The organism is Pseudomonas sp. GW821-FHT09E12 (genome assembly GCF_059416085.1).
Genome location: NZ_JBWKOM010000003.1, coordinates 355463 through 369939, shown reverse-complemented (window position 1 = coordinate 369939; position 14477 = coordinate 355463). Strand labels below are relative to the sequence as shown.

General features: G+C 62.2%; 10 protein-coding genes. 1 reads left to right on the top strand and 9 read right to left on the bottom strand.

What is annotated here, in order from left to right; all coding sequences use genetic code 11:
* Window positions 1-4: 4 nt before the first annotated feature.
* Window positions 5-3901 carry a phosphoribosylformylglycinamidine synthase gene (gene purL / locus AC07PQ_RS10195; protein ID WP_457275694.1) on the bottom strand — a complete coding sequence of 1299 codons (3897 nt, stop codon included), beginning with the start codon at window positions 3899-3901 and terminating at the stop codon, window positions 5-7.
* Window positions 3902-4188: 287 nt separating this feature from the next.
* On the opposite strand from purL, the gene mltF reads away from it, so the two are divergent.
* Window positions 4189-5649 (top strand): membrane-bound lytic murein transglycosylase MltF, encoded by a 1461-nt coding sequence (gene mltF / locus AC07PQ_RS10190; RefSeq protein ID WP_053259738.1) that lies wholly within the window; start codon window positions 4189-4191, stop codon window positions 5647-5649.
* Between the two features lie 118 nt (window positions 5650-5767).
* On the opposite strand, the gene pdxJ is transcribed toward mltF, so the two are convergent.
* From pdxJ to lptF, 8 genes are all read right to left on the bottom strand, one after another.
* Window positions 5768-6511 (bottom strand): pyridoxine 5'-phosphate synthase, encoded by a 744-nt coding sequence (pdxJ, locus tag AC07PQ_RS10185; protein ID WP_007932164.1) that lies wholly within the window; start codon window positions 6509-6511, stop codon window positions 5768-5770.
* Between the two features lie 127 nt (window positions 6512-6638).
* Window positions 6639-7328 carry a DNA repair protein RecO gene (gene recO / locus AC07PQ_RS10180; RefSeq protein ID WP_493185447.1) on the bottom strand — a complete coding sequence of 230 codons (690 nt, stop codon included), beginning with the start codon at window positions 7326-7328 and terminating at the stop codon, window positions 6639-6641.
* A 124-nt stretch (window positions 7329-7452) separates the two neighbouring features.
* On the bottom strand, window positions 7453-8355 hold the full coding sequence (gene era, locus AC07PQ_RS10175; protein ID WP_007932155.1) for a GTPase Era: 903 nt from the start codon (window positions 8353-8355) through the stop codon (window positions 7453-7455).
* Window positions 8348-9037, bottom strand: coding sequence for a ribonuclease III (gene rnc / locus AC07PQ_RS10170; protein ID WP_009042306.1), 690 nt, complete (start codon window positions 9035-9037; stop codon window positions 8348-8350). Before rnc ends, era begins: the two co-directional genes overlap by 8 nt.
* Window positions 9038-9250: 213 nt before the next feature.
* Window positions 9251-10105, bottom strand: coding sequence for a signal peptidase I (gene lepB / locus AC07PQ_RS10165; RefSeq protein WP_007932153.1), 855 nt, complete (start codon window positions 10103-10105; stop codon window positions 9251-9253).
* 5 nt (window positions 10106-10110) lie between these two features.
* Window positions 10111-11910: a translation elongation factor 4 gene (gene lepA / locus AC07PQ_RS10160; protein ID WP_007932152.1), complete on the bottom strand. Its 1800-nt coding sequence runs from the start codon at window positions 11908-11910 to the stop codon at window positions 10111-10113.
* Window positions 11911-12078: 168 nt separating this feature from the next.
* Complete coding sequence (lptG, locus tag AC07PQ_RS10155) at window positions 12079-13140, bottom strand: LPS export ABC transporter permease LptG (RefSeq protein ID WP_493185446.1); 1062 nt, start codon at window positions 13138-13140, stop codon at window positions 12079-12081.
* Window positions 13133-14251, bottom strand: coding sequence for an LPS export ABC transporter permease LptF (lptF, locus tag AC07PQ_RS10150; protein ID WP_493185445.1), 1119 nt, complete (start codon window positions 14249-14251; stop codon window positions 13133-13135). The genes lptG and lptF overlap by 8 nt, the downstream gene beginning before the upstream one ends.
* Between the last annotated feature and the right edge of the window lie 226 nt (window positions 14252-14477).

Genomic DNA, 14477 nt, shown 5'->3' with positions numbered 1-14477 from the left:
GGCCTTAGTTCACCCACACGCGAGCGTTACGGAACATGCGCATCCACGCCGCATCTTCGTTCCACTCTTCCGGACGCCAGGAGTTCTGCACGGCGCGGAATACCCGCTCAGGGTGCGGCATCATGATGGTGACGCGGCCGTCGCGGCTGGTCAGGCCGGTAATCCCGCGCGGCGAGCCGTTCGGGTTGGCCGGGTAGCTTTCGGTGACCTTGCCGTGGTTGTCGACGAAACGCAGGGCCACGCAACCGGACAGGTCGGCTTCAAGCAGCGCTTCTGCGCTTTCGAATTCCGCATGGCCTTCGCCGTGGGCGATGGCGATCGGCATACGCGAACCGGCCATGCCCTGCAGGAAGATCGAGTTCGACTCCTGGACCTGGACCATCGCCACACGGGCCTCGAACTGCTCGGACCGGTTGCGCACGAAGTGCGGCCAGAACTCGCTGCCCGGGATCAGCTCGTGCAGGTTGGACATCATCTGGCAACCGTTGCACACGCCGAGGGTGAAGGTGTCGCTGCGCTCGAAGAAGCCCTGGAAGGCGTCGCGGGCACGGCTGTTGAACAGTGCCGACTTGGCCCAGCCTTCGCCGGCGCCGAGTACGTCGCCGTAGGAGAAGCCGCCGCAGGCGACCATGCCCTTGAAGTCGTTCAGGTCGACGCGACCGGCGAGGATGTCGCTCATGTGCACATCGATCGCGTTGAAGCCGGCACGGTCGAACGCCGCGGCCATTTCCACCTGGCCGTTGACGCCCTGCTCGCGCAGCACGGCAACCTGGGGACGCACACCTTTCTTGATGTAAGGCGCGGCGATGTCCTGGTTGACGTCGAAGCTCAGCTTGACGCTCAGGCCCGGGTTGTCTTCTTCCAGCAGGACGTCGAATTCCTGCTCGGCGCAGTCGGCGTTGTCCCGCAGGCGCTGGATCTGGTAGCTGGTTTCAGCCCACTGGCGCTGCAACAGGCGACGCTCGCCGGCGAAGATATTCTCGCCGTTGAAGGTGATGTTGATATGGCCGTTGTTGACCGGCTGGCCGATCACCGCCACGCAGTCGCCCAGGCCGGCGGCGCTGAACTGCGCCAGCACATCCGGGGTTGCGTCCTGGCGCACCTGGATCACCGCACCCAGTTCTTCGTTGAACAGGATGGCGGCGATCTCGGCCGAGCTCTCGGCCAGGGCGTCGAGGTTCAGGTTCAGGCCGCAGTGACCGGCGAAGGCCATTTCCACCACGCTGGTCAGCAGGCCACCGTCGGAACGGTCGTGGTAAGCCAGCAGGTGACCGTCGGCGTTGAGGCCCTGGATCACCGCGAAGAAGGCTTTCAGGTCTTCGGCGTCATCGACGTCCGGGGCCTGCTTGCCGAGCTTGCCGTGCACCTGGGCGAGGATCGAGGCGCCCATGCGGTTCTGGCCACGACCGAGGTCGATCAGGACCAGATCGGTGGTGCCCTTGTCCATGCGCAGTTGCGGGGTCAGGGTCTGGCGGATGTCCGCCACAGGCGCGAAACCGGTCACGATCAGCGACATCGGCGAGGTCACGGTTTTTTCTTCACCGTTGTCGTTCCAGCGCGTGGCCATGGACATCGAGTCCTTGCCCACTGGAATGGTGATGCCCAGCTCAGGGCACAGTTCCATGCCGACCGCTTTCACTGTGTCGTACAGCCGTGCGTCTTCGCCCGGGTGGCCGGCGGCGGACATCCAGTTCGCCGACAGCTTGATGTCGGAGATCTTGTTGATGCGCGACGCGGCAATGTTGGTCAGGGTTTCGCCGATGGCCATGCGGCCCGACGCCGGGGCGTCCAGCAGCGCCAGCGGAGTACGCTCGCCCATGGCCATGGCTTCACCGGTGTAGACGTCGAAACTGGTAGCGGTGACGGCCACGTCGGCCACCGGAACCTGCCATGGGCCGACCATTTGGTCACGGGCCACCAGGCCGGTGATGGTGCGGTCGCCGATGGTGATCAGGAAGCTTTTGCTCGCGACGGCCGGGTGATGCAGGACGCGCTCGATGCTTTCGCCGATGTCGAGGTTCGACGGGTCGAAATCGTCGCCCAGCTCGGCTTCACGAACCACCGAACGGTGCATGCGCGGCGCCTTGCCCAGCAGCACTTCCAGTGGCATGTCCACCGGGCTGTTGCCGAAGTGGCTGTCCGTGACCGTCAGATGCGGTTCGGCGGTGGCTTCACCGACGACGGCAAACGGGCAACGCTCACGTTCGCAGATGGCCTGGAAGCGCTCGAAGTCGGCCGGGCCGACGGCCAGAACGTAGCGTTCCTGGGATTCGTTGCTCCAGATTTCGTGCGGGGCCATGCCCGGCTCGTCGTTTGGAATGTTGCGCAGTTCGAAACGGCCACCGCGGTCGCCGTCGTTGACCAGTTCCGGGAAGGCGTTGGACAGACCGCCCGCGCCGACGTCGTGGATGAAGCTGATCGGGTTCTTGTCGCCCAGCTGCCAGCAACGGTCGATGACTTCCTGGCAACGGCGCTCCATTTCCGGGTTTTCACGCTGAACGGAAGCGAAGTCCAGATCCGCCGAGCTGGTGCCGGTGGCCATGGAGGAAGCGGCGCCGCCACCCAGGCCGATGAGCATCGCCGGGCCGCCGAGGACGATCAGCTTGGAGCCGACGACGATCTCGCCTTTCTTGACGTGCTCTTCGCGAATGTTGCCCATGCCGCCGGCCAGCATGATCGGCTTGTGGTAACCACGCACTTCATCACCGTGCGGGGTGGCGATCGACTGTTCGAAGGTACGGAAGTAGCCGGTCAGGGCCGGACGACCGAATTCGTTGTTGAACGCGGCGCCGCCCAGCGGGCCTTCGATCATGATGTCCAGCGCGGTGACAATGCGCTCAGGCTTGCCGTACGGCACTTCCCACGGCTGTTCGAAGCCCGGGATCTGCAGGTTGGATACGGTGAAACCGGTCAGGCCGGCCTTTGGCTTGGCGCCACGCCCGGTTGCACCTTCATCGCGGATCTCGCCACCGGAACCGGTGGATGCGCCCGGGAACGGGGCGATGGCGGTCGGGTGGTTGTGAGTCTCGACCTTCATCAGGATGTGCACCGGCTCCTGCACCGCGCCGTACTGGCGGGTTTCAGGGTTCGGGAAGAAACGGCCGGCGACATTGCCGACGATCACCGAGGCGTTGTCCTTGTAAGCCGACAGCACACCTTCGTTGTGCATCTGATAGGTGTTCTTGATCATGCCGAACAGGCTTTTTTCCTGGCTCTGGCCGTCGATGTCCCAACTGGCGTTGAAGATCTTGTGACGGCAGTGCTCGGAGTTGGCCTGGGCGAACATCATCAGTTCGATGTCATGCGGGTTGCGCTTGAGGCCCTGGAAGGCGTTGACCAGGTAATCGATTTCGTCTTCGGCCAGGGCCAGGCCCAGTTCGGTGTTGGCCTGTTCCAGCGCGGCGCGGCCACCACCGAGGATATCGATGGCGGTCAGCGGCTTCGGCGTGGCATGGCTGAACAGGCCGGCAGCCTGCTCCAGGTTGCCCAGCACGATCTGGGTCATGCGGTCGTGCAGAGTGTCGGCGATCAACTGCGCTTGCGCGTCGCTGAATTCACCGGCCACATAGAAGGCAATGCCGCGCTCCAGGCGCTGGATCTTGCTCAGGCCACAGTTGCGGGCGATATCGCTGGCCTTGCTCGACCATGGCGAGATGGTGCCGAAACGCGGCAGCACCAGGAACAGACGACCGGTAGGTTCTTGCACCGGTACGCTTGGGCCGTACTTCAGAAGGCGCGCAAGCACCTGCTGTTCGTCGCCGGTCAGGACGCCGGTAACTTCGGCGAAGTGAGCGAATTCAGCATACAGGCCACTGACAGCTGGAACCTTCTGGCTCAGTTGCTCAAGGAGTTTGCTGTGGCGAAAGGCAGAAAGGGCAGGAGCGCCGCGCAGGATCAACATCTTCGGGACAGCCTCGGGAAGGGGGTGTGCTTTGAGGCCGTGCATTCTAGCCTAAACCGCCCGCGACGGCACCCGAAACGGCACGCCCGAGCGCGGCCAGACGTCGGCCTGCGCGTAGCACCCTGTGACAAAGGCTCGTCAGGACCATTCAGCAGGGTTATTTCACCCCTCTCCACGGGCCCCGAAGGCCCATTCCCTAGGGCTCTGGCCGGGGGCTGGAACCTCTAGCAGACAAGCCCTTCGCTGTCGAGATATGGCGGTTGTTGTCCTTTGCGTATACTGCGCAGATGTTTTCCCCTATGGCTTTACGTCCGCGCTGTGCCCGATGGCTCATCGCAACCGGACTCTTCCTGATGCTCAGTGCCTGCGTTGAGAAACCCAGCACGCTCGAGCGAGTAAAGGAGGATGGCGTGCTGCGGGTGGTCACCCGTAACAGCCCGGCCACCTACTTTCAGGATCGCAACGGTGAAACCGGCTTCGAATACGAGCTGGTGAAACGTTTCGCCGACGACCTGGGGGTGACGCTGAAGATCGAAACCGCGGACAACCTCGACGACCTCTTCGACCAGCTGGGTAAACCTAACGGCCCGGTGCTGGCTGCTGCCGGTCTGGTCAGCAGCGAGAAACGCAAGCAGCAAGTCCGGTTTTCCCACACCTATCTGGAAGTCACCCCGCAGATCATCTACCGCAACGGCCAGTCCCGCCCTACCGATGCGGGCGACCTGGTCGGCAAGAAGATCATGGTGCTCAAGGGCAGCACCCACGCCGAGCAACTGGCCGCACTCAAGCTGAAATACCCCGGCATTCAATACGAAGAGTCCGACGAGGTCGAAGTGGTCGACCTGCTGCGCATGGTCGACGAGGGGCAGATCGACCTGACCCTGGTGGATTCCAACGAAGTGGCGATGAACCAGGTGTATTTCGCCAATATCCGCGTGGCCTTCGACCTTGGCGATGCCAGCAACCAGAGCTGGGCCGTGGCCGCCGGCGAAGACAACAGCCTGCTCAACGAAATCAACGCCTTCCTCGACAAGGTGCAGAAGAACGGCACCCTGCAGCGCCTGAAGGATCGTTATTACGGGCATGTGGACGTCCTGGGTTATGTCGGCGCTTACACCTTTGCCCAGCACCTGCAGCAGCGCCTGCCCAAATACGAGAAGCACTTCAAGGCCTCGGCCAAGGAAGAAAAGGTCGACTGGCGCCTGCTGGCGGCCATCGGCTACCAGGAATCCTTGTGGCAACCGAGCGTCACCTCCAAGACCGGCGTGCGCGGCCTGATGATGCTGACCCAGAACACCGCCCAGGCCATGGGCGTGTCCAACCGCCTGGACGCCAAGCAAAGCATCCAGGGCGGCGCCAAGTACCTGGCGTACATGAAGGATCAGCTGGACGACAAGATCGAAGAGCCGGACCGCACCTGGTTCGCCCTCGCCGCCTATAACGTCGGCAGCGGCCATCTGGACGACGCCCGCAAGCTGGCGCAAAAGGAAGGGCTGAACCCGAACAAGTGGCTGGACGTGAAGAAGATGCTGCCGCGTCTCTCGCAGAAGCAGTGGTACAGCAAGACCCGCTATGGCTACGCCCGGGGCGGCGAGCCGGTGCATTTCGTCGCCAACATCCGTCGCTACTACGACATCCTGACCTGGGTCACGCAGCCGCAGCTGGAAGGCGACCAGGTGGCCGAGGGCAACCTGCACGTGCCGGGCGTGGACAAGACCAAGCCGACCCAGGAAACCCCGCCGCTTTAAACCCTCTGTCGTAACCGCTACCGAAGGCTGCGATAGGCCCACAGGGCCTGGACAACCGTAAAATCGCTACGACCGTTCCGGTCGATCGCAGCCTGCGGCAGCGGCTACAGAGTTTCCGTCAGGCCTTGGCCGCCGCCAGGATCAGCGCCTTCATCTCCGCCACTGCACCTTTGAAACCGACGAACAGCGCATGGGCCACCAGCGCATGGCCAATGTTCAACTCGTTGATGCCCTTGATCGCCGCGACCGCCTCGACATTGTGGTAATGCAGGCCGTGGCCGGCATTGACGATCAGGCCCTGGCCCAGGCCGAAAGCCACGCCGTCGGCCACGCGCCGCAGTTCCTCAGCCACCTCGCTCGGCGTTTCGGCATCGGCATAACGCCCGGTGTGCAGCTCGATGGCGGGCGCGCCCACGCGACGAGAGGCAGCGATCTGCCGCTCATCGGCGTCGATGAACAGCGACACTTCGGCGCCGATCTTCGACAGCCGCTCTACCGCCGCCTTGATCCGCGCTTCCTGCCCGGCGACATCCAGGCCGCCCTCGGTGGTCAGCTCCTGGCGGGTTTCCGGAACCAGGCAGATGTGCGCCGGACGGATGCGCTCGGCGAACGCCATCATTTCCTCGGTGACGCCCATCTCGAAGTTCATGCGGGTTTGCAGCACGTCCTTGAGCAGCAGCACGTCGCGCTCCTGGATATGCCGGCGGTCCTCGCGCAGGTGCACGGTGATGCCGTCGGCCCCCGCCTCTTCCGCGTCCAGCGCCGCCTTGACCGGGTCAGGGTAACGGGTGCCCCGGGCCTGACGCAGGGTGGCTACGTGGTCGATGTTCACGCCAAGAAGAATGCGATTGCTGGTGGTCACGGAAGCGCTCCTGAGGAGTTAGAGATTCGGTGCACAGCATATAGTGTCCGCTGGCGAAAATAACTGCCGGCTTTCGGTCGCACGAGCAAGCCAGGCAGGATTCGAGCGTATTGGCGTAATGGGACGACTAGGGCTTGCGAAACAATTCGCGACTGACCAAGGGCCGACCGCCCAGGTGCACCGCCAGTGCCTGGCGCATCAGGCGCTTGGCCGCCGCCAGCGCGCCAGGGGCGCTCCAGTCGGCTTGCGCCATGGCCAGCAGCTCGGTGCCGTTGAACAGACCTGGTTGCAACAGGTGAACCTGCTCCAGACCGGCATCCACCTGCAGGCGGTACATGCCCTGTGCCTCAATCGGCGCGCCGTGGATATCCATGTCCAGGGCGAAGCCATAGCCCAGGTCGTCCAGCAGGCGCCATTCGAACGCACGCAGCAAGGGTTCGAGGGCCCTGCCCTCGGCCAAAGCCAGCAAGGTTGCCGCATAGTGCTCGAAGATCGCCGGATGCGGGTCTTCGGCGGGCAGCAGGCGGATCAGCAGCTCATTGAGGTAGAGGCCGCTGAACAGTGCCTCGCCGTTGAGCCAGGTGGAGGTTCCCGCGCTTTCCATGCGCCCGACGTTTTTCAGCTCGCCGCGCCCACGAAATTCGACTTCCAGCGGCACGAACGGCCGCGCCAGGGTCCCGGCCCTGCCCCGCGCGCCACGCAACACCGCGCGCAGCCGCCCCTGGGGCGTGAGGAAGTCCACCAATGCACTGCTCTCGCGATAGGCGCGACTGTGCAGGACATAAGCGGGCTGGCCGATGGGAGCGTTACTGGACATAGGTGTCGAGGGGATCTCAAGGCTTGAGAAAGTGACAGGTCCACGGGGAGGTTCGTTGAACCTTTATCGCCAGCGGCTCGCCCCCTGCACGTTGCAGGAACGAGGCGCCGGCGACGGGGCAGGATTACAGGTCGCCGTAGCCCAGCGAACGCAGGGCACGCTCGTCGTCGGACCAACCGCCTTTGACCTTGACCCACAGGTTGAGCATGACCTTGGAGTCGAACAGCAGCTCCATGTCCTTGCGCGCTTCCATGCCGATGCGCTTGATGCGCTCACCCTTGTCGCCAATGATGATTTTCTTCTGGCCGTCGCGTTCGACGAGGATCAAGGCATGAATGTGCAGGGTCTTGCCCTGCTGCTTGAACTCTTCGATTTCCACGGTGATCTGGTACGGCAGCTCGGCACCCAGCTGGCGCATGATCTTCTCGCGCACCAGTTCGGCGGCGAGGAAACGGCTGCTGCGGTCGGTGATCTGGTCTTCCGGGAAGAAGTGATCGTTTTCCGGCAGGTGCTTGGCGATCAGGCCTTCCAGGGCTTCCAGGTTGTGGCCTTGCTGGGCCGATACCGGGACGATCTCGGCATTCGGCAACTGCTCCTGCAACCAGGTCAGGTGCGGCATCAGCTCGGCCTTGTCCTCGATACGGTCGGTCTTGTTGATCGCCAGGATCACCGGGCCCTGCACGTACTGCACACGCTCCAGCACCAGCTGGTCTTCGTCGGTCCACTTGGTGCGGTCAACGACGAAGATCACCACGTCGACGTCTTTCAAGGCCGCCGAGGCGGTCTTGTTCATGTAGCGGTTCAGCGCCTTCTCGTTGCTCTTGTGCATGCCCGGGGTGTCGACGTAGATCGCCTGGATGGCGCCTTCGGTCTTGATGCCGAGCATGTTGTGCCGAGTGGTCTGCGGCTTTCGCGAGGTAATGGCCAGCTTCTGCCCCAGGATATGGTTCAGCAGCGTGGACTTGCCCACGTTCGGACGGCCGACGATGGCGACATAGCCACAGCGTGTTGCGGTTGTATCAGTCATGGCCATTCTCCACGCCCAGGGCAATCAGTGCTGCGGCGGCCGCTACCTGTTCGGCAATGCGACGGCTTACACCCTGACCTCGGCTTTTTTCGTTCAGTAGGGTGATTTCACATTCGACGAAGAACGTCCGGCAATGGGGCTCACCCTGGATATCCACCACTTCGTAGCGGGGCAGTTCACAGGCACGCGACTGCAGGAATTCCTGCAGGCGGGTCTTGGGGTCCTTGTTGGTGTCGACCAGCGTCAGGCTGTCGAACTCGGACGTCAGCCAGGACAGCACGCGCTCACGCGCGACCTCCATGCCGGCATCCAGGTAGATCGCACCAATCAGCGCTTCCAGGGCATCGGCGAGGATCGACTCACGACGAAAGCCGCCGCTTTTCAACTCACCGGAGCCCAGGCGCAGGTATTCACCCAGATCGAAACCACGGGCCAGTACGGCCAGGGTTTCACCCTTCACCAGGCGCGCGCGCAGACGCGACAGCTGGCCTTCGCGAGCCTGGGGAAAACGCTCGAACAGCGCTTCGCCGGCGACGAAGTTGAGAATGGCATCACCGAGGAACTCCAGGCGTTCGTTGTTGCGCCCGGCAAAACTGCGGTGAGTGAGGGCCAGGACCATCAGTTCCTGGTCCTTGAAGGTGTAACCGAGCTGACGCTCGAGACGGCTCAAAGAAACGCTCACGGTTTACCCACGCTGAGTTCGTGGTTGAATTTCACCACCTTGGAGACAAGGCACGAGGTGCCTGTGGCAATTAACGCTGTGTTCAAATCCACATCCTGAATATCGTTGACTGCTGCTTCTGGTGACGCCTGGGAGGCTGCCGAGCCTGGCGGGCCGGTGTTCTACAAGATCCAGAAAAGCATTCGGCGCTGTGTTCAACAGCGCCGTGTTTGATTACTTGATCAGGCCAACCCGCGAGAAATTCGGCAGGTGGCTGAGTTTCGGTTCGGGCCAGCTCATCCAGACTGCGAAGGCCTTGCCGACGATATTCTTGTCGGGAACCATGCCCAGCAGGTCCTTGGGAATGCTTGGGTCATCCCAGTAGCGGCTGTCGTTCGAGTTGTCGCGGTTGTCGCCCATCATGAAGTAGTGCCCGGCAGGCACGGTCCATTGACGATCCGGGGTGGCCCGGTAGCGGCTCATTTCCTTGCGGATCAGGTGCTCGGCGGCGCCGAGTTTTTCCTTGTAGAGCTCCGCGCTGCCCAGGGTACCCGGCTCGGAGCCGACCAGTTGCTCGGCGACCGACTGGCCGTTGACCAGCAGGCGCTTGTCGCTGGTGTAGCGCACTTCGTCGCCCGGCAGGCCGACCACACGCTTGATGTAGTTGACGTTCGGATCGCTCGGGTAGCGGAACACCATCACATCGCCGCGCTGCGGATCACCGACCTCGATGATTTTCTTGTCGATCACCGGCAGGCGGATCCCGTAAGAAAACTTGTTCACCAGGATGAAGTCGCCCACATCCAGGGTCGGTTTCATCGATCCCGAAGGAATCTGAAACGGTTCCACCAGGAACGAACGCAGCACCAGCACGATGAACAGCACCGGAAAGAACGATTTACCGTACTCGACCAGCATCGGCTCCTTGTTCAGTTTCTCGATGACCAGTCCATCCGGCTGGCTGACGCTGCCCTGATAGTTGGTAATGGCGGCACGCCGACGCGGCGCCAGAAAGACCAGATCGAGCAACGCCAACAGACCGCAGACGGCGACGGCGATGACCAGCAACAGCGGGAAATTTAGCGACATAGGACCTAACTATCCAACCTGAGCACAGCAAGGAAGGCTTCTTGTGGAATCTCCACGTTACCCACTTGCTTCATGCGTTTCTTACCGGCCTTCTGCTTTTCCAACAGCTTGCGCTTACGGCTAACGTCACCACCGTAGCATTTGGCCAGCACGTTCTTTCTGAGCGCCTTGACGGTTGTCCGCGCCACAATCTGCCCACCAATGGCGGCCTGGATTGCCACGTCGAACATCTGCCGAGGAATCAGTTCCTTCATCTTTTCGGTCAACGCACGCCCTTTGTAGTGCGCGTTGTCACGGTGCACGATCAATGCCAGGGCGTCGACTTTCTCACCGTTGATCAGCACATCCAGCTTGACCAGATTAGCCGATTGGTAGCGATCGAAATGATAATCCAGCGAAGCATAGCCACGACTGGTGGATTTGAGGCGGTCGAAGAAGTCCAGGACCACTTCGTTCATCGGCAGGTCGTAGGTCACCTGGACCTGGCTGCCGAGGAACAGCATGTCGTGCTGTATGCCGCGCTTCTCGATACACAGGGTAATGACGTTACCCAAGTGCTCTTGCGGCACCAGGATATTGGCCCGCACGATCGGCTCGCGCATGTCTTCGATGGACGATAGATCCGGCAACTTCGATGGGTTATCGACGTAGATCGTCTCACCATTCTTCAGTTGCAGTTCGAAAATCACCGTCGGCGCCGTGGTGATCAGGTCCAGGTCGTATTCGCGCTCCAGGCGCTCCTGGATGATTTCCATGTGCAGCATGCCGAGGAAGCCGCAACGGAAGCCAAAGCCCAGTGCGTCGGAGCTTTCCGGGGTGTATTGCAGCGACGAGTCGTTCAGCGTGAGCTTTTGCAGGGCTTCGCGGAAGTCTTCGAAGTCGTCGGAGCTGACCGGGAACAGGCCGGCGTAGACCTGCGGCTGAATGCGCTTGAAGCCAGGCAGCACTTCGACGTCGGGGGTCGAGCTCAGGGTCAGGGTGTCACCTACCGGCGCACCGTGAATGTCCTTGATACCGGCGATGATGAAGCCTACTTCACCAGCCTTCAGGTCGGTGGTGGCGGTGTGTTTCGGGTTGAACACACCGACGCTGTCCACCAGGTGGATCTTGCCGGTGGATTTCACCAGGATCTTGTCGCCCTTCTTCACGCGGCCATGGCGCACGCGAACCAGGGACACGACGCCCAGGTAGTTGTCGAACCAGGAGTCGATGATCAACGCTTGCAGCGGGTCCTCGATGTTGCCGGTCGGCGCGGGAATCGTGGTGACCAGGCGCTCCAGCACCTCGTCGACACCCAGGCCGGTCTTGGCGCTGCAGGTCACGGCGTCGGTGGCATCGATACCGATGATCTTCTCGATCTCTTCCTTGACCCGGTCCGGATCGGCCTGTGGCAGGTCGATCTTGTTCAGCACCGGCATGACCTCCAGGCCCTGCTCGATGGCGGTGTAGCAGTTGGCGACCGACTGCGCTTCCACGCCCTGGCCGGCGTCGACCACCAGCAAGGCGCCTTCACAGGCGGCCAGCGACCGGCTGACTTCATAGGTGAAGTCCACGTGGCCAGGGGTGTCGATGAAGTTCAGCTGGTAGGTGATGCCGTCGCGGGCTTTGTAATAGAGGGTAACGCTGTGGGCCTTGATGGTGATCCCGCGTTCCCGCTCAAGGTCCATGGAGTCCAGGACCTGGGCTTCCATTTCACGTTCGGCCAGGCCGCCGCACATCTGGATGAAGCGATCGGCCAGAGTCGACTTGCCATGGTCAATGTGGGCGATGATGGAGAAATTGCGGATATGACTCAAATCACTCACGGATCAACACTCAAAAAGGCTGCAGGCATAGCCCGCCGAAAAATAGCCGGGAATTGTACCTGATAGACGACGCAAGCGTCACGTTCGCCTGTCAGGGGCGCGCAAACGCAAAACGCCCCGGTCTTTCGACAGGGGCGTTTTGCGTAAGACTGGCGGCATTGGCGCCGGTCAGCCGGCCCGGCGCAACAGCCAGACCCCGGCCAGGGCACAGATCCCGGCGGGAACCAGCACCGCGAACAGCGGCGAGAAACCGAATACCAGGCTCGACGGCCCCAGCAGGTCCTGGGCGATGCGGAAGGTGAACCCCACCAGCACGCCGGTGAACACCCGCTGGCCGAGCGTCACGGAACGCAACGGACCGAAAATGAACGAGATCGCCATCAATACCAGGGCCGCGGTGACCAGCGGTTGCAGCACCTTGACCCAGAACGCCAGCCAGTAGCGACCGTTGTTCAGGCCCTGGTCGGCCAGGTAATGGATATACCCCCACAGACCGCTGATCGACAGCGACTCCGGCGCCATCACCACAGTACTCAGCAATTGCGGGCTCAAGGCCACGTCCCAACGTTCCTGCGGGACGTTGATGACTTCGGTGCTGCCCTCGCGGAAATAGGTGGTGGTGACGTCGCTCAGTTGCCAGTAGTTTTCTTCGAAACGGGCCTGGCGAGCGAAGCTCGAGGACAGCATGTGCCGCTGATCGTCGAAGTGATAACGGGTCACGCCATACAGCAGGCCGTTGGGTTGCACGGCGTTGATGTGGATGAACTCCTCACCCTGGCGGTGCCACAGGCCGCGCTTGGAACTTTGCGCATCGCCCGAACCCTGGGCCAGCGCACGACTGGCCTGCGCCTGGCTTTCCGTGGCAGGAGCGACGTACTCGCCGATCAGCACACCCGCCACCATCAGGAACAGCATCGGCTTCATCACCGCCCAGACGATCCGCCCGATGGACACCCCAGCGGCCCGCATGATGGTCAGCTCACTGTTGCTGGCCAGGCTGCCCAGGCCAATCAGGCAGCCGATCAGGGCCGCCATCGGCAGCATTTCGTAGAGCCGGCGAGGCGCCGTCATGACCACGAAACTCAACACATCCATCACGGTGTAGTTGTCACTGACGCTGCCCATCTCGTCGATGAAGGCGAACAGCGACGCCAGGCCGAGAATGATCCCCAGTACCGCCAGGATGGCCAGCAGGACACTGCTACCGATGTAGCGATCGAGTTTAACCACGAGCCACCTCCTTCATGCTGCGGCGGCTCGCCAGTTTCAGGCGCAAGGGTTCCCAGTACAGCAACCCGAGGCCAATCAATAGAAACAGTCCGTGTACCCACCACAGGCCCAGCGCCTGCGGCAGCTTGCCTTTTTCCAGCGAGCCACGGGCCGCGATCAGGATGGTCAGGTAAGCCATATAAAGAAGAATCGCCGGCAACAGTTTGAGGAAGCGGCCCTGGCGCGGGTTGACCCGGGACAGCGGCACCGCCATCAAGGTCACGACAAACACCAGAAGCGGCAGGGAAATACGCCATTGCAGCTCGGCATGGGCGCGCAGGTCCGGGTTGCCGATCAGATCGCGGGTCGGCATGGCGTCACGGTCGGTAACTTCTTCACTGACATCCGGCTTGGCCAGCAATACGCCATAGGTGTCGTACTTGATGATCCGGTAATCGGCCTGGCCCGGGTTACCGTCGTAGCGATAGCCATTTTCGAGGATCAGGTAGCGGTTGCCGTCCGGACGAATGTCCTGGTGCCCCTTCTCCGCCACCAGCACCGAGATGCCTTGGTCCTTCTTGTCCTGGCTCAGGCGCTTTTCCGAGATGAACACGCCGCCGAGGTTGGTCCGGTCATCGGACAACTGTTCGGTGTAGGTCACCCGCGTGCCGTCGTTGAGGGCCTGGAAACGGCCTGGCACCAGGGTATCGAATTCGGTCAGAGCATCCTGCTTGTTGAGGATCAGCTGGAACTGGTTGGCGCCCTGAGGCGCCAGGCTCAGGCTCAGCCAGGCCACGATCAAGGCAACCAGGGTCGCCGGAATCATGGTCATGCCCAGCAGGCGCTGCTGGCTCATGCCGGTGGCCGAAAGCACAGTCATTTCGCTTTCGAGGTACAGCCGGCCATAGGCCAGCAGAATGCCGAGGAACAGCCCCAGGGGCAGGATCAATTGCAGGAAGCCCGGCATGCGGACCCCCATGATCAGGAACAGCGAGCCCGGGTCCAGTGCGCCCGAGGCCGCTTGCGCGAGGTATTTGACGAAACGTCCGCTCATGATGATGACCAGCAGTACAGCGCTCACGGCGCTCAGGGTCAGCAACACTTCGCGGGATAGATAACGGAAGACGATCAAACCAGACACTCCAGGGTTGTCAGGCTAAGGCGGCCAAACAAGCAAACACGGCCCGTGAAGCCGAGCCGCCGAAAAAGATGGCGCATTATCCTGTGATTGCATGCGCCTGTCACTGCGCACGCTCACGCCGGCCTCTAAAGCGGCGAAGTTCACTCATGGGAGGGTTGTCAGCCTCGACCGCCCGGGTTCAAACTGGCGGCCCTGTCGTTGGCCGCTGCCGACGCCT

Excerpts from the sequence above, each read along its gene's own strand:
- mltF (WP_053259738.1), top strand. The coding sequence starts at position 4,189 with ATGTTTTCCCCTATGGCTTTACGTCCGCGCTGTGCCCGATGGCTCATC.
- purL (WP_457275694.1), bottom strand. The coding sequence starts at position 3,901 with ATGTTGATCCTGCGCGGCGCTCCTGCCCTTTCTGCCTTTCGCCACAGC.
- recO (WP_493185447.1), bottom strand. The coding sequence starts at position 7,328 with ATGTCCAGTAACGCTCCCATCGGCCAGCCCGCTTATGTCCTGCACAGT.
- era (WP_007932155.1), bottom strand. The coding sequence starts at position 8,355 with ATGACTGATACAACCGCAACACGCTGTGGCTATGTCGCCATCGTCGGC.
- lepB (WP_007932153.1), bottom strand. The coding sequence starts at position 10,105 with ATGTCGCTAAATTTCCCGCTGTTGCTGGTCATCGCCGTCGCCGTCTGC.